General features: G+C 71.5%; 25 protein-coding genes. 8 read left to right on the top strand and 17 right to left on the bottom strand.

Features of this window, described 5'->3' with window-relative positions:
• The first annotated feature begins 29 nt into the window (after positions 1 to 29).
• Both AB0J71_RS01255 and AB0J71_RS01250 read left to right on the top strand, forming a co-directional pair.
• The gene (locus AB0J71_RS01255) at positions 30 to 1,304 is read left to right on the top strand and encodes an MFS transporter (RefSeq protein ID WP_352330721.1); all 1,275 of its coding nucleotides are present in this window, start codon (positions 30 to 32) and stop codon (positions 1,302 to 1,304) included.
• Complete coding sequence (locus AB0J71_RS01250) at positions 1,301 to 2,023, top strand: phenylalanine--tRNA ligase beta subunit-related protein (RefSeq protein WP_364411881.1); 723 nt, start codon at positions 1,301 to 1,303, stop codon at positions 2,021 to 2,023. Before AB0J71_RS01255 ends, AB0J71_RS01250 begins: the two co-directional genes overlap by 4 nt.
• Positions 2,024 to 2,048: 25 nt before the next feature.
• Here AB0J71_RS01250 and AB0J71_RS01245 read toward each other — a convergent pair whose 3' ends face one another.
• The 6 genes from AB0J71_RS01245 to AB0J71_RS01220 all read right to left on the bottom strand — a co-directional run bounded on the left by AB0J71_RS01245 (position 2,049) and on the right by AB0J71_RS01220 (position 4,776).
• The gene (locus AB0J71_RS01245; RefSeq protein ID WP_364411878.1) at positions 2,049 to 2,282 is read right to left on the bottom strand and encodes a hypothetical protein; all 234 of its coding nucleotides are present in this window, start codon (positions 2,280 to 2,282) and stop codon (positions 2,049 to 2,051) included.
• Positions 2,283 to 2,442: 160 nt separating this feature from the next.
• Positions 2,443 to 3,219 carry a hypothetical protein gene (locus tag AB0J71_RS01240; RefSeq protein WP_364390738.1) on the bottom strand — a complete coding sequence of 259 codons (777 nt, stop codon included), beginning with the start codon at positions 3,217 to 3,219 and terminating at the stop codon, positions 2,443 to 2,445.
• 43 nt (positions 3,220 to 3,262) lie between these two features.
• Positions 3,263 to 3,601 carry a hypothetical protein gene (locus AB0J71_RS01235; RefSeq protein ID WP_364390736.1) on the bottom strand — a complete coding sequence of 113 codons (339 nt, stop codon included), beginning with the start codon at positions 3,599 to 3,601 and terminating at the stop codon, positions 3,263 to 3,265.
• 216 nt (positions 3,602 to 3,817) lie between these two features.
• Positions 3,818 to 4,216: a hypothetical protein gene (locus AB0J71_RS01230; RefSeq protein ID WP_352331370.1), complete on the bottom strand. Its 399-nt coding sequence runs from the start codon at positions 4,214 to 4,216 to the stop codon at positions 3,818 to 3,820.
• Positions 4,217 to 4,295: 79 nt separating this feature from the next.
• Positions 4,296 to 4,508: a DUF397 domain-containing protein gene (locus AB0J71_RS01225; protein WP_352331368.1), complete on the bottom strand. Its 213-nt coding sequence runs from the start codon at positions 4,506 to 4,508 to the stop codon at positions 4,296 to 4,298.
• A 70-nt stretch (positions 4,509 to 4,578) separates the two neighbouring features.
• Positions 4,579 to 4,776, bottom strand: a complete 198-nt coding sequence (locus AB0J71_RS01220) for a hypothetical protein (RefSeq protein WP_352331366.1) — start codon at positions 4,774 to 4,776, stop codon at positions 4,579 to 4,581.
• A gap of 749 nt (positions 4,777 to 5,525) precedes the next feature.
• Here AB0J71_RS01220 and AB0J71_RS01215 point away from each other — a divergent pair.
• The gene (locus AB0J71_RS01215; protein ID WP_352323042.1) at positions 5,526 to 6,710 is read left to right on the top strand and encodes a helix-turn-helix transcriptional regulator; all 1,185 of its coding nucleotides are present in this window, start codon (positions 5,526 to 5,528) and stop codon (positions 6,708 to 6,710) included.
• A gap of 7 nt (positions 6,711 to 6,717) precedes the next feature.
• Positions 6,718 to 7,443, top strand: coding sequence for a 5-formyltetrahydrofolate cyclo-ligase (locus tag AB0J71_RS01210; protein ID WP_352323043.1), 726 nt, complete (start codon positions 6,718 to 6,720; stop codon positions 7,441 to 7,443).
• 206 nt (positions 7,444 to 7,649) lie between these two features.
• On the opposite strand, the gene glnA is transcribed toward AB0J71_RS01210, so the two are convergent.
• Positions 7,650 to 9,074, bottom strand: coding sequence for a type I glutamate--ammonia ligase (glnA, locus tag AB0J71_RS01205; protein ID WP_352323044.1), 1,425 nt, complete (start codon positions 9,072 to 9,074; stop codon positions 7,650 to 7,652).
• A 95-nt stretch (positions 9,075 to 9,169) separates the two neighbouring features.
• A complete protein-coding gene (locus AB0J71_RS01200) occupies positions 9,170 to 10,192 on the bottom strand; it encodes a hypothetical protein (RefSeq protein WP_364411875.1) in 1,023 nt (340 codons plus the stop codon).
• Positions 10,193 to 10,269: 77 nt separating this feature from the next.
• Between AB0J71_RS01200 and AB0J71_RS01195 the strand changes: the two genes are divergently transcribed.
• The 4 genes from AB0J71_RS01195 to AB0J71_RS01180 are packed head-to-tail and all read left to right on the top strand — an operon-like array spanning position 10,270 to position 13,539.
• The gene (locus AB0J71_RS01195; RefSeq protein WP_352323046.1) at positions 10,270 to 10,731 is read left to right on the top strand and encodes an RDD family protein; all 462 of its coding nucleotides are present in this window, start codon (positions 10,270 to 10,272) and stop codon (positions 10,729 to 10,731) included.
• Positions 10,728 to 11,924, top strand: a complete 1,197-nt coding sequence (locus AB0J71_RS01190) for an MFS transporter (protein WP_364411872.1) — start codon at positions 10,728 to 10,730, stop codon at positions 11,922 to 11,924. Before AB0J71_RS01195 ends, AB0J71_RS01190 begins: the two co-directional genes overlap by 4 nt.
• A 50-nt stretch (positions 11,925 to 11,974) precedes the next feature.
• A complete protein-coding gene (locus tag AB0J71_RS01185; RefSeq protein WP_364411869.1) occupies positions 11,975 to 12,601 on the top strand; it encodes a TetR family transcriptional regulator in 627 nt (208 codons plus the stop codon).
• A complete protein-coding gene (locus AB0J71_RS01180) occupies positions 12,598 to 13,539 on the top strand; it encodes a hypothetical protein (RefSeq protein WP_364411866.1) in 942 nt (313 codons plus the stop codon). The genes AB0J71_RS01185 and AB0J71_RS01180 overlap by 4 nt, the downstream gene beginning before the upstream one ends.
• Here AB0J71_RS01180 and AB0J71_RS01175 read toward each other — a convergent pair.
• From AB0J71_RS01175 to lipB, 9 genes are all read right to left on the bottom strand, one after another.
• The gene (locus AB0J71_RS01175) at positions 13,520 to 14,284 is read right to left on the bottom strand and encodes a methyltransferase domain-containing protein (RefSeq protein WP_352323050.1); all 765 of its coding nucleotides are present in this window, start codon (positions 14,282 to 14,284) and stop codon (positions 13,520 to 13,522) included. The two genes, AB0J71_RS01180 and AB0J71_RS01175, sit on opposite strands and share 20 nt — an antisense overlap.
• Positions 14,284 to 14,964 (bottom strand): DUF4191 domain-containing protein, encoded by a 681-nt coding sequence (locus AB0J71_RS01170; RefSeq protein ID WP_352323051.1) that lies wholly within the window; start codon positions 14,962 to 14,964, stop codon positions 14,284 to 14,286. The genes AB0J71_RS01175 and AB0J71_RS01170 overlap by 1 nt, the downstream gene beginning before the upstream one ends.
• A gap of 57 nt (positions 14,965 to 15,021) precedes the next feature.
• Positions 15,022 to 17,376: a glycoside hydrolase family 3 C-terminal domain-containing protein gene (locus tag AB0J71_RS01165; protein ID WP_364411863.1), complete on the bottom strand. Its 2,355-nt coding sequence runs from the start codon at positions 17,374 to 17,376 to the stop codon at positions 15,022 to 15,024.
• Between the two features lie 67 nt (positions 17,377 to 17,443).
• Positions 17,444 to 18,235: an alpha/beta hydrolase gene (locus tag AB0J71_RS01160; RefSeq protein WP_364411860.1), complete on the bottom strand. Its 792-nt coding sequence runs from the start codon at positions 18,233 to 18,235 to the stop codon at positions 17,444 to 17,446.
• On the bottom strand, positions 18,232 to 18,615 hold the full coding sequence (locus AB0J71_RS01155; protein ID WP_364411858.1) for a VOC family protein: 384 nt from the start codon (positions 18,613 to 18,615) through the stop codon (positions 18,232 to 18,234). The genes AB0J71_RS01160 and AB0J71_RS01155 overlap by 4 nt, the downstream gene beginning before the upstream one ends.
• Positions 18,616 to 18,711: 96 nt before the next feature.
• Positions 18,712 to 19,668, bottom strand: coding sequence for a helix-turn-helix domain-containing protein (locus AB0J71_RS01150; protein ID WP_364411855.1), 957 nt, complete (start codon positions 19,666 to 19,668; stop codon positions 18,712 to 18,714).
• A gap of 122 nt (positions 19,669 to 19,790) precedes the next feature.
• Positions 19,791 to 20,720: a lipoyl synthase gene (lipA, locus tag AB0J71_RS01145; protein WP_352323056.1), complete on the bottom strand. Its 930-nt coding sequence runs from the start codon at positions 20,718 to 20,720 to the stop codon at positions 19,791 to 19,793.
• A gap of 42 nt (positions 20,721 to 20,762) precedes the next feature.
• Positions 20,763 to 21,746: a M48 family metallopeptidase gene (locus AB0J71_RS01140; protein WP_352323057.1), complete on the bottom strand. Its 984-nt coding sequence runs from the start codon at positions 21,744 to 21,746 to the stop codon at positions 20,763 to 20,765.
• Positions 21,747 to 21,802: 56 nt separating this feature from the next.
• Entirely contained in the window at positions 21,803 to 22,495 is a 693-nt protein-coding gene (gene lipB / locus AB0J71_RS01135; protein ID WP_352323058.1) for a lipoyl(octanoyl) transferase LipB, read from the bottom strand.
• Position 22,496: the final 1 nt, after the last annotated feature.

Genomic DNA, 22,496 nt, shown 5'->3' with positions numbered 1-22,496 from the left:
GAAAAGCGGCGTTTCAGCAGGCTGTGGGCATGCGAATGTTCGGTTTCTCCCTCGCCTACTTCCTGGTGATCCTCGACACGACCGTGCTGACGATCGCGCTGCCGGACCTGCGCGCCTCCCTCGGCGGCTCGCTGGCCGGGCAGCAGTGGGCGGTCAACGCCTACACCGTCGCCTTCGCCGCGTCGCTGCTCACCGCCGGCGCCGTGGCCGACCGGTTCGGCGCGGCCCGCGTCTTCAAGGCCGGGGTGGCGTTGTTCGGCGCGCTGTCGCTGCTCAGCGCGGCGGCGCCGGACCTCGGGGTGCTGGTCGTGTTGCGCGCGCTGCTCGGCGTGGCCGCGGCGCTGTGCACCGGCGGCTCGCTCGGGCTGCTCGCCGAGCTGTTCCCGGCGCCCGCCGCCCGCGCCCGCGCCACCGGCCTGTGGGCGGCGCTCACCGGCTCGGCGCTCGCCGCCGGCCCCCTGCTCGGCGGCGTCCTGGTCGGGCTGTCCGGCTGGCGCGCGGTGTTCCTGGTCAACGTGCCCTTCGCCGTGGCCAGCCTGCTGATCATGCGGACCGTCGTCTCGCCGCGCGGGTCCCGCCGCATCGACTGGCAGGTCCAGGCCCTGGCCTGCGTGCTGCTCGGCCTGGTCGCCGAGGCCCTCATCGACTCCTCCGCGCCCGCCGCCGGGCTGGCCGTGGCCGTCCTGGTGGCGCTGGTGCTTGTGGAGCGCCGCAGCCACGCCCCCGCCCTGCCCGGCGGCCTGCTCGCCGCCACCTGGCCGGAGCTGCTGGCCGGGACGGTCGCCAACTTCGCCTTCTCCGGCGCGCTGTTCGTGCTCACCCTCCTCCTCCAGGACACCCGCCACCTGACCCCGGTCGCCGCCGGGCTCGCCTTCCTGCCGCTCACCCTGCCCATGACGGTGAACCCGCTGCTCACCGGCCGTCTGGTGGCCCGCTACGGCCCCCGTCCGCCGATCCTGGGCGGTCTCGCCCTCCTCGCGACCGGCCTGGCGGGGGTGGCCTTCACCGACGTGCTCGCGCCCTGGCTGGTGGTCATGGGGTTCGGGTTGTCGTTCGTGTTCCCGGCGCTGATGGCGGGCATGGTGAACGCCGCCCCCGCGGGCACGGCGGGCACCGCGGGCGGCGTGCTGAACGCCTCCCGCCAGGTCGGCGCCACCCTCGGCGTCGCGGTGCTGGGCGTCGTCGGGCGGCCCCTGGTCGCGGCGGCCGTCCTGACGGCGGCGACGTTCGGTTGTTACGCCCTGGCCGCCGCCCGCGCCCGGCACGCCGCGCGGGGACGCCGGGAGCCCGCCGCAGTATCGTGAGGCGCACGAGTCAGACGACCGGCGAGGTGACAGTGCGTTTCCAGCATTCCGCGGACATCTGGCGGGACTTCCCCGACCTGGTGCCCTTCGCGCTCCACGCGACGGGCGTCGACGCCGCCGCCCGCGTCGACGACCAGGTGGCCCGCTACTGCGACCTGGCCGCCCGGCGGGCCGCCCCCGAGAGCGAGCTGCCCGAGATCCAGGCGTGGCGGCGGGCATTCACGCGGATGGGGCTCAAGCCGACGCAGTACCGGTGCGCGTCGGAGTCGTTGCTGCGCCGCTTCAGGAAGGAGGGCGCGCTGCCGCGCCTGCATCCCCTGATCGACCTGTGCAACGCGGTCTCGGTCGCCTTCGCCGTGCCGGTGGCGGTGTTCGACGTCTCCCGCGTCTCCGGCTTCCTCGAGGTGCGGTACGCCTCGGGCGAGGAGACGTACCTGACCTTCTCCGGCGAGACGGAGCACCCGGCCGCCGGAGAAGTGATCTTCGCCGACGCCGGCGACCGGGCGCACGCGCGCCGCTGGACCAACCGGCAGAGCGGCCTGTCGGCGGTCCGCGACACCACCACCGACGTGCTCATCGTGGCCGAGGCCCTGCACGAGACGGCCCGCGCCGACGTCGAACGCCTGGCCACGGCCCTCTACGACGAGCTGACCGCCCTGTGGCCGGTGTCGCCGAAGTCGGAGATCCTCACCGCGTCGTCGCCCCGCTTCGACTTCTGACCACGGGGCGGCCCCCGCTCACGGCTCAGCAGGGCGTGAAGTAGACCTTCTGGGTGCCCGACAGGACGCCCCACTCGCCGGCGGGCTGGCCGCAGCCGAACCAGCGCTGGCCGACGAGCTGATCGCCGTTGAAGTAGGCGAAGACGACGAGGAGGTCGCCGCCGGGCGGCGGCGGGGGGATGGCGTGAGCCGGAGTCGAGACGAGACACAGAGCGCCCGCGGTCAGTACCGCGGCTAACACCCCTCGCCTGAGCTTCATGAAGGTCCTCCAGATCCCTCGGGCGCGATCGGCGGGACGCCGGCCGCGCGATCTGGGATCACCGTAACCGCGTTCCGCCCCACCCGCCAGATCATTCCTCTGGTGCTTCACGACCCCATCCGCGTCCGGCGAGAACGCCTGACGGCGCGGCAGGCCCGGCTCACTTCCTGGTCCAGCCGCCCATGATCTTGCCCACGGCCGCCACGACCATTCCTGCGGCGAGAACCGCGAATCCCTGCATGGCCATCGGCGGCGGCCATCCTTTGGCGGCCAGTTCGGTGATGGTCATCTCCCCGCTCGACAGGGGAAAGGCGGGGGAGACGAACAGATAGATGCCGATGAAGCAGATGACCACTCCCGCTATCTCCACCAGCTTCGACAGCCCTCCGGCGAAGGACCCGCCGGATCCGCGGGCGGGCCCGGTCCGGCGGGCGGCGGCGCTGCCGCCGCCGTTTCTCCGCCGCGCGCGGTCGCGGCGTTTCTCGGACTCCTTGACGAGCTGGCCGACCACCGTGACGATCGCGCCGACGAAAAGCCCGATGAACGCGTTGGGAAAGACGTCATGGGACGAACGGCCGCCGCCGAGGGCGCTATTGATCATGCTGAATCCGACGCTGCCGACGCCGATCAGCAAGCCGGCGCCGTAGATGAAGCCGCCGACGCTGCGCAGCGAGCCACGGGGGATGTCCTCGTCGTGCTCGTCCAGCAGGTCCCGTACGACGTCGCCGATGGCGTCGGCGTCCGCGCCGCGGACCACCGTCGAGTTGATGACCACCTCCCCGCCCTGCTCCAGGTACACGGTGGTGTCTCCGAAGAGGACGACGTTCCTGTCGGACGAGCGCATCGACTTCTTCAAATAGTCGATGTCCCGGTCGTCGTGGGTCCCGTCGGCGATCTTGCGGAGAATGGCAACAATGACATCGTCGCTATGTGACACAGATCCTCGCAGCGAACTCCATCGTCTTTCGCGTCGTTCCTGATTACTTCTTGTAGTTCTCGATGTGAATCCGGGACGGCGCTTCGTTGTAGATGTTGTTCGGGCCGTTCAGGTTCACCGTGCGATTCCCGGGCGAGGAGCGTTCCTTCGTTTTCCCGGCAGGCGGGGGCGGGTCGAGTTCGCCGGGAGGCGCCGAATCCCGGCGCATTTCCAGAAGGCCCGGAACGGCCAGCGCCAGGCCGGCCAGGGCGATGAACAGCGCCAGCACAGTGGCGATCTTCTCGGCCCGCTCAAGGCCGACCACGGCGAAGTAGACGGCCAGAGCGGCCATCGCGCCGACGGTGACGACGCCCCCCGCCCACATAAGCTTCCGTCGTGACATGGCGACAGTATCCAGGCATCGCATGATCATTGATAGGCGGGAGGGGAAAGGTAGCATTTGTCTCCCGCCCGAGCGGCCCGACTTTGTCAGGAAATGTCGTGAGGTGAGCATTTTGCGTTTATCGCCGCGCGAAACGCGGACGGCCCCTTCGCCTTAGGGCCGCCGCAGCGCTTCTGCGGCACGGAGAAGCGCTGCGGATACGCCGTGTGGCAGTCGTCACCGGGCGCGGGTCGGGCAGGGGTGGGGGACGTGGCGGTTGGGGCAGCAGATCATGCCGACCGTGGCGAACCGGCCGCCGTGCAGCCATTCGCCCCACTGCACGTCCACCCCTCGGGAGATGGCGTCGCGGGCGGTGCCGAGCCGGTCGTCCAGCGGGACGCGATCGGGGTGGAGGAGCAGGCCGGAGACGACGTGGTACTGGTCGGCCAGCCATTTGACGGCGGCGGTGACGTCGTCGAACGTGCCCGCGACGCGAGCGGACGGCTTGGCCAGCCAGTCGCCGGTGCGCATGGGCGGCAGCGGCGAGGTGGGGAAATCGGGGGAGGAGGGCCGCCGCCCGGCCTCGTCGCCGCGTTCGACCCCAGAGCCGGTCCACTGGTAGGCGTGCCAATGCATGCTGCTCCGTAGAGTGGTCTTCAGGGGGTGGCCCCTGCTTGTTTCGGTCAGGCAGGGACCACCCCTGTCATCGGATGGTTCAGATGGTGGTCATGCCGGCGGCGTGAAGCTCGTTCCGGGTGAAGCGGAGCGTCCCGGCGTTCGGGTTCTTCGAGTCACGCAGGGCGAACACGTCCTCGACGCCCGGGATCGGGGCGATCTCGACGCACGACTCACCGTCCTCGTTCTGCTGGTTGCCGCCGCACCGGCGGCTGAACTCCAGCTCGCCGAGCGGGAGCGCGTACAAATCCATGTGTGTTTCTCCTTTCGGCCCCGGCAGGTACCGGGGCGTCGGTGGCCCGTGCGCCGGTTCGGCGCTACGGTCACCCGGCCCGCCGCTCGATCGACGGCCGGCCGGGCTGCTCGGGGACTTCCAGGAGAGGGCCGGGTTCGGCGGGCTCTCCTCTCCGCCCGTGGGGGTGGCGGTGTTCGGTCACGAGCTCGATGTAGGCCGCCAGGGCGTGAGCGTGGACGCCGCGCGCGGTCTCCTCGTAGCCACCGCGGCCGTCCTGACGGAGCACGAAGTATTGGCCCCCGAGGCTGGCCAATTCGTAGGCGCCACAGCATGACGTGTGCCAGATACGGACCGTTCCGCCTCCGGCGGCCCGCTGCGGTTCCCACACCCGGGACGAAGCGATATGTTTACTCGGCCGTGGCGCTCGGCCGATTCGTTCCGTCACCTGCTCTCTCCCCGCGACCGTTCACCGGAGCGGGCCGAGCAGGATCAGGACGGTGTGCGGGGCCGGCAGGGACGTGGAAACGCTGGTCCATCTGGACGTGAGCAAGCACGCGTCCTGTGTCGATCGGATGCGACCTTTGCCCGAGCAGGCCGCAGTGGGACCTCGATGGGCTCGCGGCCTGCCGGCCGCGAGTGGACGTGCCTGCGTTCGCGGATGACGACGTGCGCAGGGCGGCGGATGCCGGCGCGTTGCCCGCGCTGGTCCGGCCATATCTCGTCTGGTCACCGGAACCTGTTGAAGGCAGCCGAGCGGGTGGGGGCGCCGGGAGGGCCTCGGCCACCGCCACCGGACGGCTCTACGCTTCCGCATGGGGCAGAACCTCTATTCCTGATCAAGGCCCTGGAACTTCCGCCGGAGTTCGCGAGCGGTGGGCCGGGGCCGCCTTTTGTCGTGAGGGCGCTGGTAGAAGCAGCTCACAGGAGTAGCGTTGTCAGGACCGTCAGTAATGGCTAGGGGTTGCTTGTCCGCCGGGTGTCCGGAGCAGTTCCGGACACCCGGCGGACACTCGGCGATGCGATGGGGAGCACCTCATGGACGCAGAACTGTTCGACGGGGCACTTCGGCGTCTACGCCTGGACGCGGGCATGTCCGTCCGTGATCTTGCCCGGCTGTCCAACTGCAGCAAGAGCTACATCTCCGATCTCGAACACGGACGGAGCACACCCAGCCTGGCGGTCGCCACCGCACTGGACAAAGCACTCGCGGCAGGCGGCGAACTGGTGGCCCTCGCACCGCCCGCCGCGATGTGGCGCCTGCCCCAGGGCGCGACTGACGACCAGGAGCGCTTCGTACTGACCGCCCACCTCCCCGCTCGCCTCGACCTGGTCGCTGTGGCCCACCTACGGCTCCAGGTCCACCAGCTCGATGACCGGTACGTCTGCGAACCATCGACCGCGCTCTTGGCCGATGCTGGGCAGTACCTCGCCCAGGTTCGCTTCCTGAGCGCGCACAGCCTCAATGGGCGCGTCCGGCGCGAACTGTCCGTCGTGGAAGCTGAAGCCGCCACTCTCATGGGCCAACTCGTCTGGGACGCCTCTCAGCGACGTGACCATGCGACGGCCCACCTATACCTCGACCAGGCGCTGCGAGCCGCACGTCAGTGCTGTGATCCGGTAGCAGAAGGGCTCGCCTTGCTGCGCAAGACGATCGTGGTCCTGTACGGCGAGCAAAGCCCGCGTACCGCGCTCACTCTTGCCCAGCAGACTGCGGAGATCACCATGCACGCCAGTGAGGTACTGCGCGGCTTGGCCCTGCTGCATTTGGCTGAGGCACATGCCATGTTGAGCGCACGAGCCGCATGTGAAGCGGCGCTCGCCGAAGCCGATACCTGCTTCGGCCGGGTAGATGACGCCGATGCTGCGATCGACCTCTTCTCGTCCAGTCAGTTCAGTCGAATGGCCGGCTCGTGCTATCTGTTCTTGAAGGATCACCGGCGTGCACGGTCATTGCTCGAACGTACGGCGCTGGCATTGGATGACCAGTCCAAGGCGCGCGCGATTGTGCTGGGCAATCTGGCGTTGGCCGCGATTCGGCAAGGCGACCTGGATGTTGCGGCGGCAAGGTTGCACCAAGCCATAGACGTGATCGAGGTCAATTGGGGCGGCGGTGGCCTGAACATCGTTTTCAGGGCCAGTCGCGATTTGCGTTCCTGGCCGGACGTTCCAGCGGTGCAGGACGTGCAGGACAGGCTCTTGAGTCTCATGACCATGGGGTAGGGACGACGTGGCTGGCATTGACCAGGCGAAGCAGGCTGTACGCGAACGGGTGTGGGCGCTCCTTGAGCAGTATGGAGCGGCCGGGGCTGGAGCACGCGGCTACATCCCGAACTTCAGGGGTGCTGACGAGGCCGCCGAGCGGTTGACGGCGCTTTCGTCATGGCAGCGTGGCCGGGTTGTGAAGGCTGTACCAGACCGAGCGCAGCTTCCCGTGAGGGTGCGTGCCCTCAAAGCAGGCAAGATCGTTTACATGGCTGTGCCGAGACTGGCCACGGTGCCGCCGTTCTACCTCCTCGACCCGCACGATCTATCCATGCCGGCCGAGGAGGCCGCTGACCGAGCTGTCGCAGCCCGTGTAGCCCGAAAGGTCGGTGTGGAGGAGATGAGACCAGTCGACCTCGTGGTGTGCGGCAGCGTGGCCGTGAACCGGGCCGGAGTACGCCTGGGTAAGGGTGCGGGTTACTCCGATATCGAGGTCGCATTGCTGGCCGAGGCGGGCCTGCTGACGAGCAAGACCACCATCGTGACCACTGTTCACGAGCTCCAAGTGCTCGAAGAGGACTTGCCTGAGGATGAGCATGATTTTCGTGCGGATTTCATCGTCACGCCTGAGCGGGTCATCGAATGCGGCTCACCGAAGCGACCAACGGGCCTGTCATGGGAACGCTTGAGCCCTGAGAAGATCGCCGCTATTCCTTTTTTGGCGGAGCGAGTGTGGCGTCGTAATGGCTAGGGGTTAGCGGGACGGTCGCGGAACCCTTGGTCGCAGCTGATCGACCGTACATCGTGTGCCGTGATTCTCGCGGCACATCGGGAACGGCCCGGCATCGTCACTCGATGCCGGGCCGTTCCCGTTCGGTCTCGCGTAAGGACGAGAACGTTTTCCCCCGGGTCAACGCCCGTCCTCAGAAAGATTGTCGAGGCCGGAGAAACCCGTCTTTAGACGTCGTAATACAACTCGAACTCGTGCGGGTGCGGCCGCAGGCGGATCGGGTCTACCTCGTTCTCCCGCTTGTACGACACCCACGTCTCGATCAGGTCGGGCGTGAACACGCCGCCTTCGAGCAGGTAGTCGTGGTCGGCCTCCAGCGCGTCGAGCACCTCGGGCAGCGAGCCGGGCACCTGCGGCACCTGGCGGGCCTCCTCCGGCGGCAGCTCGTAGAGGTCCTTGTCGACCGGCTCCGGCGGCTCGATCTTGTTGCGGATGCCGTCGATCCCCGCCATCAGCATCGCCGAGAAGGCGAAGTACGGGTTGCACGACGGGTCGGGCACGCGGAACTCGATGCGCTTGGCCTTCGGGTTGGACCCCGTGATCGGGATGCGCACGCAGGCCGAGCGGTTGCGCTGGGAGTAGACCAGGTTGACCGGGGCCTCGTAGCCCGGGACCAGGCGGTGGTAGGAGTTGACCGTCGGGTTGGTGAAGGCCAGCAGCGACGGCGCGTGCCGCAGCAGGCCGCCGATGTAGTAGCGGGCGGTGTCGGACAGGCCCGCGTAGCCGACCTCGTCGTAGAACAGCGGCGAGCCGTCCTTCCACAACGACTGGTGGCAGTGCATGCCGGAGCCGTTGTCACCGAAGATCGGCTTGGGCATGAACGTGACGGTGTGGCCGTACTCCAGGGCGGTGCTCTTGATGACGTACTTGTAGAGCATCAGGTTGTCGGCCGTCTTGAGCAGCGTGCCGAACCTGAAGTCGATCTCCGCCTGGCCCGCCGTGCCGACCTCGTGGTGCTGCATCTCGACGTCGATGCCGCACTCGATGAGGTTGCGCACCATCTCCGAGCGCAGGTCGGTGAAGTGGTCCATCGGCGGGACCGGGAAGTAGCCGCCCTTGTAGCGCGGCTTGTAGCCCAGGTTGCCGCCCTCGGCCCGCTTGCCGGTGTTCCAGGCGCCCTCGATGGAGTCGATGTAGTAGTAGCCGGCGTTGGCCTTCGTCTCGAAGCGCACGTCGTCGAAGATGTAGAACTCGGCCTCGGGGCCGAAGTAGGCCGTGTCGGCGATGCCGGTGCCCTTGAGGTACTCCTCGGCCTTGCGCGCCACGTTGCGCGGGTCGCGGCTGTAGGCCTCGCCGGTCAGCGGGTCGTGCACGAAGAAGTTCAGGTTGAGCGTCTTGTGCTGGCGGAACGGGTCGAGCACCGCGCTGGACGGGTCGGGCAGCAGCAGCATGTCCGACTCGTGGATCGCCTGGAAGCCGCGGATGGACGAGCCGTCGAACATGAGCCCGTCGGTGAAGACGTTCGCGCCGAAGTTCTCGACCGGGAAGGTGAAGTGGTGCGTCGTCCCCGGCAGGTCGGTGAACCTGACATCGACGAACTGCACCCCTTCGTCACTGATGAACTTCAGGACGTCGTCGGCGGAGTTGAACACTCTCGAACCTCCCTGAGGGACTGGCCATCGTGCCGACGCTAAGTCGCGGCCGTTTCCGTACGGTGTCTCGATTGTTTCGCATGTGTTACGCAGGGTCACGTCCCTTGGGACGTGTCGCAGCCTCCGTCGAAATCCGGCCGGACGTCCAGGTCGTAGGGGTCGGTGGCCGGGCCCGTCGGCGCGACGGAACCGGGCGGGTCGTCCTCGTAGACGGGGTGGACGAACCCGTCGTCGATGTCGCAGTCGGCCGGGGTGCTGCTCATGCCCCAGTCCACGTACACGGCGGGCTTGCCGTCCGAGCGGTGGAGCTGCACCTCGCCGGTGAGCTGCGAGACCAGCCGCATGGTGGTGGCCGGCACGCCGGGGCGGCGCACGGCGTAGACGGCCAGGTAGTTCACCTCGACCTTGACACCGTGCAGCCCGTCCTCCCGGAAGGTGCCGAGGCGGGCGGTGCCGTGGATCTTGACCACGTCGGTGGCGAGCTCGGCGCTGCCGGGGGCGAAGCTGTTGACCATCTGGCGGCTGTCGTACTTCTTGCCGCCCAGCTCTTTGTAGAACTCCTCGCGCTGGTCGGCGTCGAGCAGCCCGGCGAACGCCTTGGGCCTGCCGCCCAGCAGCGTCTCGCGGTCGAGCAGGGCCGCCGCCAGCAGGGCGCGGGTGCGCTCCAGGCCCTTGGCCACCTCCGCCTTCGACAGGCCGCCCAGCGCCTTCGCCGCCGGCATCACGAGGCCCGCGGCGCCGTCGGCGTAGTGCTCGGCGGGCGAGCCGGCGAAGGGGTCGTCCGCGTCGACGCGGGTCGCGGGCAGGGACAGGGCCTCCAGGCCGGGGTTCCCGCCGAGCAGGTCGGGGCGGTAGGTGACCACGACCCCGGCGGCGCCCACGATCGCGCACAGCGCGATCAGCGCCACCGACATGCGCCCGAGCCGGCGCGAGCCGCGCTCGGCCGGCACGTGGCCGGCGGGTAAGCGGTCCCGCCGCGGCGGGCGAGGCGCGCGTTGCCGCGTGACGCCTTCCCTGGCCCCCTTGGCGGCGGACGAGCGCATCCTGCGGCGCTCGCCCTCGTCGAACTGCGCGATCACCTCGTTGAAGCGCGCGTCAAGGTCATCCCCGTGTGGCATGGCGACCATGATGGCGACGGCAGAGCGCGGTTGGGTCACGATGCCGACCGCCCAGGGGGCCGGATACCGTTGACGGCATGAGCAGCAACGAGCCTCGGTGGACGCAGACCTGGCTGGGCGGCATCCGGTCGGCCGGGATCGACCTCGGATACCCGGGTGAGCGTCTCGGGCTGCCCGAGGAGGGCAGCGGATCGGTCGCCGGGTGGGGGCGCAGGATCGCCGCGCTCGTGATCGACTGGATGATCTGCACCTGGGTCGTCGTGCAGCTGCTGCTCAGGATGAACCCGGCCGAGTCCCCGTGGGCGCCGGTGCTGGTGTTCGCGCTCCAGTACCTGCTGCTCGTCGGCTTCATGGGCCAGACGTTCGGCCACCGGCTGGCCGGCGTCCGCGTCGCCGCCATGGACGGCGGCGCCCCGCGCCTGCTGCCCGTGCTGGTGCGCACCGTCCTGCTCGGCCTGGCCCTGCCGGCCCTGATCTGGGACCGTGACCACCGCGGGGTGCACGACCGGGTGTCCAACACCGTGGTCGTCCGGATGTGACGACCGGCCGGGCCGGGGCGGGCCGGTGGTTCGGCCCGCTCATGGTGGCGGCGGTGTGCGTGCAGGCGGCGACGTTCGCGGCCCGTCCTATGGTCAGCTACCGGGCCATCGAGATCGGCGCGGGCAACCTCGGCATCGGGCTCATCACCGCCGGGTTCTCGGTGCTCCCGCTCTTCGCGGCCGTCTCCGTGGGCCGCTGGGTGGACGCCTCCGGCGAGCGCGGCGCGGCTCTGCTGGGCGCCGCGCTGATCACCGGCAGCGCCCTGGCCCTGGCCGTGGCCCGCTCGTTGTGGGCGCTGGTGCTGCTCAACGCGCTGTTCGGGCTCGGGCATCTGCTGTCCGTCGTCGCCCAGCAGGCCGTCATCGCCAACCGGGTGGCCGCCGGGGGCCACGACCGGGCCTACGCGCGCTTCACCGTGTTCACCTCGCTCGGCCAGCTCGCCGGGCCGTCCGCCGCGGCCCTCGTCGCGGGCGGCACGATCGCCGCCGGCGGCGGCCCCGGCAGTGCGACCGGCGTCGGGCCCGCCCTCGTCGTGGCGGCCGGGTTCGGGCTGGTGGCGGGGCTGGCGAGCCTGTGGGCCGACGGGCCGGGCCCGGCGCGCGAGCGGGCCGCCGTCCGGCGTTTTCCGCTGCGCGGCACGCTCGGCCAGGAGGGCATGTGGCAGGCCCTCGTCACCAGCCTGGCCACCGTGTCCACGATCGACATGGTGCTGGCGTACCTGCCGGCCTGGGGGCAGAGCCGCGGCGCAGGGGTGGTCGCGGTCGGCGCGCTGCTGGCGCTGCGGGCCGCCACCACCATGGCGAGCAGGCTCGCCATGGAACGCCTGGTCCTGCGGTACGGCCGCCGCGCCGTCCTGGTGACCAGCACCGTCGCCGCCGCGGTCACCGTCGCCGCGCTGCCGCTGTGCGGGACGGCCGCCGCGGTGCCGGTCGTCGCGCTGATGGGGTTCGCGCTGGGGCTGGGCCAGCCGCTGACGCTGTCCTGGGTAGCCGGTCGCGCGCGGGCCGGCGAGCGCGGCACGGCGCTCGCGCTGCGCCTGACCGGCAACCGGCTGGGTCAGGTGCTGGTGCCGGCCCTGGCGGGCGTGGTGGCGGGCGCGACCGGCGTGCTCGGCGTCTTCGCGCTCAGCGCCGCCATGCTGGCCGCCACCGCCGGCCTGGCGGCCCGCGCGCCGATGAGCACTGCGGAGTAAAGAAACCGTACCGGGTTTGAATTCTTACTCGGTACGGTTATCGTTGAGCCATGATGGCGGGGCTCAGGGAGCGCAAGAAGGAGCAGACGCGGCGGCGCATCGCGGAGACGGCTCTGCGGTTGTTCGCCGAGCGCGGCTTCGACGCGGTGACGGTCAACGAGATCGCCGAGGCGGCCGGGGTCGCCAAGGTCACGCTGTTCGCGTACTTCCCCAGCAAGGAGTGCCTGGCTCTCGACGGCGTCACGGAGGACACGGCCGCGATCGTGGCGGGCCGGGCGCCGGGCCGCTCGCCGCTGGGCGCGCTGCGCGAGCACTACCGGACGATGGCCGCCCAGGGCGCGCGGGAGGTGGACGTGGAGGGGCTGCTGACCCGCGTCCGGGTGATCGCGGCCACCCCGGCGCTGCTGGCGGCCGTCCAGCAGACCCACGCGGGGGAGCGGCACGCGCTGGCCGCGGCGCTGGCCGAGGACCTGGGCGCGCCCGCGGGCGACCTGACCGCCCAGCTCATGGCGGCCCAGATCACCGCCGCGGTCACCACGCTGCAGGAGACGTTCTTCCACCGGCTCGCCTCGGGGGCCGCGCTGGAGGAGGCGGGCCGGCTGCTGGCGGACGACGTCGAGACGGCCTTCGATCTCCTCGAAAACGGCTTTTCATCCATAAAAGGGGAAAAAGAGTGAAAAAAGGGATTAACTACGACACTGGGTTTCTGAACGGCCCGCAGCTCAGCCGCCGGACCTTCGATCCCGACGTCGTCGCCCGCGAGATGCGGGTGATCGCCGACGAGCTCCACTGCACGGCCGTCCGCGTCTCCGGCGGCGATCCCGACCGGCTCTCCGTCGCGGCCGAGCGGGCCGCCGCGGCCGGTCTGGAGGTGTGGTTCGCGCCCTTCCCCGTGGACGCCACCCCCGAGCAGGCCGTCGCCCTCTACGCCGACTGCGCCGCCCGCGCCGAGTCCCTGCGCCGCACCGGCGCCGAGGTGGTGCTGGTCGCCGGGTGCGAGACCAGCGCGTTCTGCCACGGCTTCATCCCCGGCGCCAGCTACGGCGAGCGCCTGGCGGCCATGACGACCGCCGACCTCGCCTGGTGGCAGACGACGGCCGCCGACGTCGCGCCCCGCTTCAACGCCTTCCTGGCCGAGGCCGCCGCGGCGGTCCGGGCCCGGTTCGGCGGACGGCTCACGTACGCGTCGGGCCCCTGGGAGTTCGTCGACTGGACGCCCTTCGACATCGTCGGCGTCGACGCCTACCGCGCCGCCTACAACGCCGCGGACTTCCCGGCGGAGCTGCGCGCCCACTTCGCCCACGGCAAGCCGGTGGCCGCCACCGAGTTCGGCACCTGCGCCTACAAGGGCGCGGGGGAGCGGGGCGGCTCGGCGTACCTGGTGCCCGAGGGGGCCGTGCCCGACGAGGGGGAGCAGGTCCGCTACTTCGAGGAGCTGCTCGACGTCTTCGAGGTCGAGGGCCTGGCGGCCGCGTTCTGGTTCACCTTCGCCGCCTACAACCGGCGCGGCGCCGACGACCTCGGCTCCTACGGCGTGGTCAGGATGCTCGACGAGACCCGCTGGGAGCCCAAGGAGGTCTTCGCCGCGCTCGCGGCTAGGTATTCGCGCAGGTGAAGATGGCCGTGCCGGGGATGTGCCGGCCGCGCAGCGGGCTCCAGCCGCCCCACGCCCGCTCGTGCCCCCGCGGCCACTCCGGCTCCAGCAGGCCGGTGAGGGTCAGCCCGGAGGCGGCCAGCAGGCCGATCCAGTCGCCCATCGTGCGGTGGTGCTCGACGTAGGTGGGGGTGCCGTCGTCGTCCCGCTCGACGTAGGGCGAGCGGTCGAAGTAGGAGCGGTCGGAGGTGAGCCCGCGCGGGCCGGGATCGTCGGGGAAGGCCCACCGGATCGGGTGGCTCACCGAGAACACGAACCGGCCGCCCGGCCGCAGCACCCTGCGCACCTCGCGGAAGACCGCCAGCGGGTCGGCCACGAACGGCAGCGCCCCGTACGCCGAGCACGCCAGGTCGAAGGCGCCGGAGGCGAACGGCAGCGACTCGGCGTCGGCCTGCGCCACGGGCACGCGCAGGCCGGTGTCGAGGTCGATGCGCTGGGAGTGGCGCAACTGCCGGTGGGAGATGTCGAAGGCGGCCACCCGCGCCCCCTGCGTCACCAGCCACCGCGCGCACTGCGCCGCGCCGCAGCCGATCTCCAGCACGCGCCGGCCGCGCACCTCGCCCAGCAGGTGCGCCTCGGCCTCGTCGACGCCCTCGGGGCACCAGACGAAACCGGTGTCCCCCAGGAAGCCGCCGTGCTCGACCTGGTAGTCGTCGGCGTTGCCGTCCCACCAGTGGCGGTTGGCCCGCGAGGAGACCGACAGCACTAGCGCATCTTCGGGCCGCGCGGCATGCGGGCCCCCTTGGGCATCGGGCCCTTCGGCATCGGCAGGTTCTTCGGCAGCGAGCGCAGCCGGTCCTTGACCTCGTTGACCGAGGGCTTCTTCAGGTTGCGCGGCAGCTTCATGATGTGCCGCTGCAGCTTGGCGATCGGCACCTGGCCCTCGCCGTCGCCGCACTGGATGTCGTAGATCTCGACGCCCAGCACCACGCGCGCGACCCGCTTCTTCTCGGCGGCGAGCATCTTGGCCACCCGGTTGCCCGGCCCCTCCGAGACCAGCACGACCCCCGGGAAGCCGACGACGAGGTGGACCAGGTCCTGGTCACGGTTGACGGCGATGGCCGGGGTGACCTGCCAGTTGCCCCGCATGCCCTGCAGGACCGCGGCGGCGGCGCCGGTCTGGCCGTGCAGGATCGAGTACTGGGCCTTCTGGGCGAGCTGGCCGAAGACGACCAGCCCGACAGTGAGCGCGGCCAGGACGCCGATGAACACCGAATACCACAGGTAGTCCGTGACCAGGCCGATCACGACGACCACAGCCAGCGTGCCCACCGCCGAGAGGAAGACGATCGGCATCCCCTTGGGGTTGGCCTGCTTGATGATCTGCGCGATCATGCGGAGCTGCTTGATGCGCCCCGGCTTCTCTGGATCCTCGGACTTTGCCATGCTCAGAAGGATACAAACCAACTGGTGCACTATGGAAAACGCGACCGGCCTTTGTCGCTAGATCTTCACCGTGATCGACAGCCTCGGGTCCGCGACGTGGTGCGACGCCTGGAGCGTGTACTCGCCCTCGACCGTGCGCCAGCCGTCCTCCCACACCTGGAAGGCGCTGTCGGGCAGGAAGACGGTCGTGATCACGGTCTCGCCCGGCCCGGCCTCGACCACGTCGAACCCGGCCAGGCGGCGGTCGGCGCCCCGGCAGAGGTAGATCTGCACGACCTCGCGGCCGAAGCGGTCGCCGGTGTTGGTCAGCGCGACGGTCACGGTGGAGCCCTCGGCGGCGATGGAGTCGTAGCTCCACGTCGTGTAGCCGAGGCCGTGGCCGAACCAGAAGGCCGGAACCCGCCCCGACCGCTCCCAGGCCCGGTACCCGATGTACGGGCCCTCGTCGTAGGCCACAGCGCCGTCCACGGGGGTGACGTCCGTGACGGGGGCGTCCGCGAGCGTGGCGGGCCAGGTGGTGGGCAGGCGGCCGCCCGGCTCGGCGCGGCCCGACAGCACGTCGGCCAGCGCGGCCCCGGCCTCCTGCCCGGGGAACCAGGTCAGCAGCACGGCCGCGACCTCGTCCGCCCACGGCATCTCCACCGGCGAGCCCGCGTTGACCACCACCACCGTGCGCGGGTTGGCGGCGGCCACGGCGCGGATCAGCTCGTCCTGGCGGCCGGGGAGCGCGAGGGTCTCGCGGTCGAAGCCCTCGCTCTCCACCTCCGGCGTGGTCGAGGCCACCACCACCGCCACGTCGCTGTCCGCGGCCACCCGCACGGCCTCGGCGATCAGCTCGTCCGGCCCCGGCGCCGGGTCGGCGTGGCCCAGCGTGTACGCCACGAACGCCATGCCCCCGAAGGCCCCCGCCGGATGCGTCACGCTCAGCTCGTACGGCTCCCCCGCGGTCATCTCGACGGCGAAGCGCCGCTCCGGCGGCGACAGGAACGCGGCCGCCGGATCGCCCCCTTCCGGCTCGATCGCCGCGTCGAGCACGGTCTCGCCGTTCACCGTGACGGTGAAGGCGCCCACGCCCGCCACCGACAGCTCGTGCCGTCCCGACGTGGCCGGCGTGTACGCCGCCCGCAGCCGCACGGCCCCGAGCCGCTCGCCGTCCACGTCCGGCGGCAACTGGCCGACCCAGCGCGCCTCGGCCGCCGCCAGCGGGTGCTCGGCCAGCAGGCCGCCCGCCGCGTCGAGGAACTGCGCCACGACCGGGCAGGCCAGCGGCGCCAGGCGGATCCGCGGGTCGGTCCCGACGGCGTGCCGGACCTCGACGCCCTCCAGCGCGCCCAGCCCGGCCAGCGGCGAGACGATCCGGTCGGGGAAGACCTGGGCGCTGCCGCCGCCCATGACCCGGGCCTCGCCGGCGGCCGAGCCGATGAGCGCGAGCGTGCGCACGTCCCGCAGCGGCAGCACGCCGTCGTTGGTGAGCAGGGTGAACCCGCGCGCGGCCACCTCGCGGGCCAGCGCGGGTCCGTCGATGGGGCCGTCGACGACGCCGGGTGAGGGCCGGTCGCCGCCGCCCAGCGCACCCGTGCGCCGGGCCAGCCGCAGGACGCGCCGGACCTTGTCGTCGATCACCGACTCGGGCACCCGCCCCTCCCGGACGGCGGCCTCCAGCCTGTCCCCCCACGGGCCGAACGGGCCGGGCATGGCCACGTCGGTGCCGCCGAGGGCGGCGGCCTCGGTGCTGCGCACGGCCGTCCAGTCGGACACGACGAGCCCGTCGAACCCCCACTCGTCCTTCAGCACGCCGTTGACCAGGGCGGAGTGCTCGGTCATGGTCGTGCCGTTCACCGAGTTGTAGGCCGTCATCAGCCCCCACGCGCCGGCCCGCACCACCCGCTCGAACGGCCGCAGGTACACCTCGCGCAGCGTCTTCTCGTCGACCCGCACGTCCACGGTGAAGCGGTCGGTCTCGAAGTCGTTGGCCACGAAGTGCTTGGGCGTGGTGGCCACGCCGCCCTCCTGCACGCCCTCGACGTAGGCCGCGCCGATCTCGCCGGTCAGGTACGGGTCCTCCGAGAAGCACTCGAAGTGCCGGCCGCCGAGCGGGGAGCGGTGCAGGTTGATCGTGGGCGCGAGCAGCACGTGCACGCCCTTGCGCCGGGCCTCCTGGGCCAGCAGCGCGCCGGCCCGCCGGACGAGCTCCACGTCCCAGGTGGCCGCGAGCGCGGTCGGGCTGGGCAGCGCGATCGACGGGTCGGCGGAGGTCCACTGCTCGCCGCGGACGCCGATCGGGCCGTCGCTCATCACGAGCCGGTCGAGCCCGATCTCGGGGATCGGCGGAAGGGACCACATGCCGGCCCCGGTGAGCAGGCGGATCTTGGTGGCGAGGTCGAGCCGGGCGATCAGTTCGTCGAGTTCCACGGCATCAGTGTTCACCAGAAAACCGAGCACTCGATAGGTTTGTGACCTTTACGTTACGCAAAGCCTCTCACCGGGCGAAGAACTCCAGCAACTCGGGCACCAGCGCCTCCGGCGTCACGGCGTGGGACTGCTCCTCCAGCACCCGGTGCCGCGCCCCCGGCACGCCCGCCGCGACCGCCCGCGCCGCGCCCGCCATCCACCGGGGGCTGCGCTCCCCGCTCAGCACCAGCAGCGGCTGTGCGATCGCGGCCAGCGTGGCGGCCGGCAGCCGGTTGCCCGGCCCGAGGACGGCGGCCTCGTAGGCCAGCGTGCGGGCCACGCCCTTCAGGTGCGCCCACGACGCGTCGGCCCGCATCGCGGCCACGGCCTCGGCCGGCACCTCGGCCGCCTCCACCATGAACCGCTCGACCGCCTTCTCCCAGCGGCCGGCGTCGACCAGCGCGTCGAGCTGCGCGGCGAAGTCGTCCGGCAGCGGGGGAGCGTCGGCGTCCACGTGGTACGGCGGCTCCCACACCGCCACCCTGGTGATGCCGAGGCCCCGGGCGGCGGCCTCCAGCACGAGCGCCGCGCCGGACGAGCCCCCGAACACCATGGCCGTCCCGCCCGCCGCCCCGATCACCGCCGCCAGGTCCTCGATCTCCCGCTCGACCGCGTACGGCCGGGTGTCGCCGCTGCCGCCCCGGCCCCTGCGGTCGTAGTTGACGACCGTGAACCAGGGCGCCAGCCCGGCGGCCACACCCGCCGGCGTGGGGTGCGCCCGGTCGCCGAACGCGCCGTTGACCAGCACGACCGCCGGGCCGGCGCCGTAGCTGTCGTAGGCCAGCACGGTGCCGTCCGCCGAGGTGGCGTGGCCGTTCACGCGGGCTGGACCAGGCAGAGGGCCTCCCAGTGGTGCCCGTCGAGGTCGGCGAAGCCGCGCTGGTAGCGGACGCCGGCCTCCTGCGGCACGCCGGCCGGGGTGGCGCCGAGCGCGAGCGCCTTGTCCACCAGCTCGTCCACCTGGGCCGGGTTCTCCATGCCGAGCACCAGGATGGCCTCGGTGCTGGTGGTGGCGTCGGCGATCTCCTTGGTGACGTAGGCGGAGAACGTCGGCTCGGTGAGCAGCATGACCTGGGTCTGCTCGTTGACGAGCATCGAGGCCATGCCCTCGGCCATGCCGTACATGGTGAAGCCGAGCTCGGTGAAGAACTTCTGCGACCGGTCCAGGTCCGTGACCGGGAGGTTCAGGAAGAGCTGCATGTCGTGCTCCTAGGCATCTGAGGTGTTCTGTGACACCTTCAGTCTGCTCACCACGACCCCGCGCGTCTTGGATCCCCGTGCCAGGACGGTTGACGATCAGCGCACGGGGTTGGCGCGCCGGAACTCGGCCGGCGGCAACCCGTACGCCCGCTTGAACAGCCTGCTGAAGTGCGCCGAGTCGGGCAGCCCCCACCGCGCCCCGACCTCGCCGACCGGCAGGTGGCGGGCGCCCAGCAGGTCGGCGCGGCAGCGCTCCAGCCGCCGGTGCCTGATCCAGGCGGCCACCGTCGTGTTCTCGGACTCGAACAGCCGGTGCAGGTAACGCACCGAGACGTGGTGCGCCTCGGCCACCATCGCCGGGTCGAGGTCGGCCCAGCCCAGCCGCTGGTCGATGAAGGCGCGCACGCGCAGCAGCAGGGCGCGGCGGCGGGCGTCCTCGGGCACCGCGGCGGCCTGCTCGGCCCGTTCGGCCAGGGCCGTGGTGACCAGGTCCATCACCACCGTCGCCAGCCTGGCCGCGCTGGCCGGGGTGTAGTCGTCGTAGTCCTGGGTGACCCGGCGCAGCAGCGGCACGGCCAGCGCGCCGGTGCCCTCGCGCGCCGAGACGGGCACCGCGGTCAGCCTGGCCACGTCGTCGTAGGGCAGCGGCAGCAGCTCGTGCGGGAAGCTGAACACCGCCACCTGCACGGCCGAGTCGTAGGCCACCTCGTAGGGGCGGGTGAAGTCGTAGATGGCGAACTCGCCCTTGTCCAGGCGGATCTCGCGGCCGTCCTGGCGCAGCACCGGGTTGCCCGAGACGGCCAGCACGGCCCGGTAGAGCTCGGGGTTGTCGCGGTGGATCAACTTCGCCGTGCGGTGGACGCTGTGCGGCGTGGACGTGCGCACCCGGCCCACGCCCACGGGGCCTAATTGCCCCAGCTCGATCTCGCCCCGCAGCGGCGCGCCGGAATCGATGCGCAGGTCGAGCGGCCCGAGCGTGTCGCAGACGATGCCGCGCCAGGCCTCGTGACGACTGCGCGCGGGCAGGTCGCTGGTGCGGATCACGGTCGCCATGGCCTCACCCCTCCCTCGGCCCTGCCATGCTAGGGACGCGAAAAGCCCCGGGCAAACGGCCCGGGGCTCCGCTCAAGCGGGATCAAGCGGGATCAATCGGGATCAGCTGGGACCAGCCTGGATCAGGTGGTCTGGCGGGCCGCGATGGCCTGCTGGTAGAGCCTGCCCGCGCGGTAGGACGAGCGCACCAGCGGCCCGGACAGCACCCCGGCGAACCCGATCGCCTCGGCCTCGGCCTGCAGCTCGACGAACTCCTCCGGCTTGACCCAGCGCTCCACCGGGTGGTGGCGCGGCGTCGGCCGCAGGTACTGGGTGATCGTCAGCAGGTCGGTGCCGGCGGCGTGCAGGTCGCGCATCGCCTCGACGACCTCTTCGCGGGTCTCGCCCATGCCCAGGATCAGGTTGGACTTGGTGACCAGCCCGGCCTCGCGGGCCGTCGTGATCACCCCGAGCGAACGCTCGTAGCGGAAGGCCGGACGGATGCGCTTGAAGATGCGCGGCACCGTCTCGACGTTGTGGGCGAACACCTCGGGTTTGCTGGAGAAGACCTCCTCCAGCTGGTCGCGGTTGCCGTTGAAGTCGGGCACCAGCAGCTCGACGCCGCAGCCGGGCAGCAGCGAGTGGATCTGCCGGGCGGTCTCGGCGTAGAGCCAGGCGCCGCCGTCGGGCAGGTCGTCGCGGGCCACGCCGGTCACGGTCGCGTAGCGCAGGCCCATCTGCTGGACGGACTCGGCGACCCGGCGCGGCTCGTCGCGGTCGTATTCCTTGGGCTTGCCCGTGTCGATCTGGCAGAAGTCGCACCGGCGGGTGCACTGGTCGCCGCCGATGAGGAAGGTCGCCTCGCGGTCTTCCCAGCACTCGTAGATGTTGGGACAGCCCGCCTCTTCACAGACCGTGTGCAGGCCCTCCCGGCGCACGAGCGATTTCAGCTCGGTGTATTCGGGGCCCGTCTTCAGCTTGGTCTTGATCCACGGGGGCTTGCGCTCGATAGGGGTCTCGGCGTTGCGCACCTCCAGGCGGAGGAGCTTTCGGCCATCAGGAGCAACGGTCACCCGTCCAGCTTACGTCCGCCGTCGAACCGGACCGGTCGAGGGTCAGGTGATGAGCCCGAAGCCGCGGATCGCCCTGGTGTAGTGGCGCAGCAGCTCCTCGTCGATCAGCGCGGACCCGGCGGTGTCCAGCAGCTCCGAGTGCGGCGCCGAGGTCAGCACGCCGTCGTCGGTGAGCCGGTGGCGGGCCAGCGCGCCCTGCCTGATGGCCGTGACGCTCTCGCCGCGCAGGGCCGCGGCCTGGATGGGCGCCAGGTAGCCGCCGGCGGCCAGGTCGCGCAGCTCGTCCAGCTCGGCCTCGGACACCACCCGCCGGGCGATCGCCGCCCGCCGTTCCTCGGTACGAGGCCGCCCGGCGCGGGCCAGCGCCGTCAGCGCGTACTCCGCCAGCAGCACCGGGCCGCCCAGCACTTGCCCGATCAGCCGGCCGAAGAACCCCGCCGCCTCGTACGTCGTGCCGGGCTGGTCGATCGCGCCCAGCGACGAAGCGGCGATCTTGGCCTGGGCCTCCTCCCTGATCTTCAGCGGAGCGCTCGACCCGAGCAGCGCGTCGTGCCAGGAGGCCAGCGTGAACAGGGCGCCGTCCACGATCAGCTCCTCGGCGGCGGGGGTGCGCGCGTACGCGGTGGCCAGCAGCGCCACCCGCTGCCGCGGCGTCAGGGCCAGCCACAACGGCAGCCCGATGACCAGCACCGGCGTGCGCGGCACGCCCACATGGTCATAGACGGTCTCGGTGGCCAGATCCCGGACCGCGACCTTGCGCGGCCTCTTGACGCGGGCCCGGTCGGCCACCCGGTCGGCCAGCGCGTACAGCTCGCCGGCCGCGGCGCGGTCGAGCACCTCTGCGTCGGCCGGCAGGCGGGGAAGGCGGGGCCGCAGCGCCCAGCCCACGGCCAGGCTCACGCCGCCGGCCAGCCACGCGACGAGGGAGCCGAGGTGCGCCAGCACGGCCCACGCGCCCAGCGCGAGGAAGGCCAGCGTGAGCAGGTGGACCAGGAGCGCAAGGACGAGAGCGGCGGAACGCTTCACACGGCGATGTTAAGCCGGAAAGATCCGGATTCAACCGCTGTTCGATGCCGGTTCGGTCACCTGCGCAGCAGATCCTCCTCGTGCAGGTCGAACGGCTCCCTGCCGAGCGCCTCGGCCAGCCGCTTCTCGGCGATCGGGATGACCTCCTCGACCACGATCCGGCGGCCGGTCTCGGCCGAGAGCGAGGAGACCCCCGCATCGGGCAGCCCGCACGGCGCGATCCGGTTGAACCAGCGCGGGTCGTTGGCGCAGTTGAGCGCGAAGCCGTGCATCGTCACGCCGCGCGCGACGCGGATGCCGACCGCGCCGAGCTGCCGGTCGGGCAGCCCCAGCGCGACGTCGCCGGCCGCCCACACGCCCGGACGCCCCGGCACCCGCCGGCCGGTGACGCCGAAGTCGGCGCACACCTGGATCATCGTCTCCTCAAGGGCGCAGACGTAACGGGTGACGTCGGCGACGGCGACGATGGGGTAGGCGACGAGCTGGCCGGGGCCGTGCCAGGTGACCCGGCCGCCCCGGTCGGCGTCGACGACGGGGGTGCCGTCGGCGGGACGGTCGCCGGGCAGGGTGCGCCTGCCCGCGGTGTAGACGGGGGCGTGCTCCAGGATCAGGACCGCGTCGCCCAGCTCGCCGGCGACCCGCTTGCCGTGCATCCAGCGCTGCAACGACCAGGCTTGCTCGTAGGGGACGTCCACACCGAGGCGGACGACGGCCAGCGCGTGGGGATCGTCCCCGTGGGTGGGGCGCATG

Origin of the sequence: Nonomuraea sp. NPDC049637 (assembly GCF_040675235.1) — a bacterium.
Taxonomy (GTDB): Bacteria; Actinomycetota; Actinomycetes; order Streptosporangiales; family Streptosporangiaceae; genus Nonomuraea.
Note: the sequence above shows the minus strand (reverse complement) of the source record. Positions and strands in the feature narration are given on the sequence as shown.

Excerpts from the sequence above, each read along its gene's own strand:
- AB0J71_RS01255 (WP_352330721.1), top strand. The coding sequence starts at position 30 with ATGCGAATGTTCGGTTTCTCCCTCGCCTACTTCCTGGTGATCCTCGAC.
- AB0J71_RS01245 (WP_364411878.1), bottom strand. The coding sequence starts at position 2,282 with ATGAAGCTCAGGCGAGGGGTGTTAGCCGCGGTACTGACCGCGGGCGCT.
- AB0J71_RS01235 (WP_364390736.1), bottom strand. The coding sequence starts at position 3,601 with ATGTCACGACGGAAGCTTATGTGGGCGGGGGGCGTCGTCACCGTCGGC.
- AB0J71_RS01230 (WP_352331370.1), bottom strand. The coding sequence starts at position 4,216 with ATGCATTGGCACGCCTACCAGTGGACCGGCTCTGGGGTCGAACGCGGC.
- AB0J71_RS01225 (WP_352331368.1), bottom strand. The coding sequence starts at position 4,508 with ATGGATTTGTACGCGCTCCCGCTCGGCGAGCTGGAGTTCAGCCGCCGG.
- AB0J71_RS01215 (WP_352323042.1), top strand. The coding sequence starts at position 5,526 with ATGGACGCAGAACTGTTCGACGGGGCACTTCGGCGTCTACGCCTGGAC.
- AB0J71_RS01200 (WP_364411875.1), bottom strand. The coding sequence starts at position 10,192 with ATGCCACACGGGGATGACCTTGACGCGCGCTTCAACGAGGTGATCGCG.
- AB0J71_RS01195 (WP_352323046.1), top strand. The coding sequence starts at position 10,270 with ATGAGCAGCAACGAGCCTCGGTGGACGCAGACCTGGCTGGGCGGCATC.
- AB0J71_RS01185 (WP_364411869.1), top strand. The coding sequence starts at position 11,975 with ATGATGGCGGGGCTCAGGGAGCGCAAGAAGGAGCAGACGCGGCGGCGC.
- AB0J71_RS01170 (WP_352323051.1), bottom strand. The coding sequence starts at position 14,964 with ATGGCAAAGTCCGAGGATCCAGAGAAGCCGGGGCGCATCAAGCAGCTC.
- AB0J71_RS01155 (WP_364411858.1), bottom strand. The coding sequence starts at position 18,615 with ATGCAGCTCTTCCTGAACCTCCCGGTCACGGACCTGGACCGGTCGCAG.
- AB0J71_RS01150 (WP_364411855.1), bottom strand. The coding sequence starts at position 19,668 with ATGGCGACCGTGATCCGCACCAGCGACCTGCCCGCGCGCAGTCGTCAC.
- lipB (WP_352323058.1), bottom strand. The coding sequence starts at position 22,495 with ATGCGCCCCACCCACGGGGACGATCCCCACGCGCTGGCCGTCGTCCGC.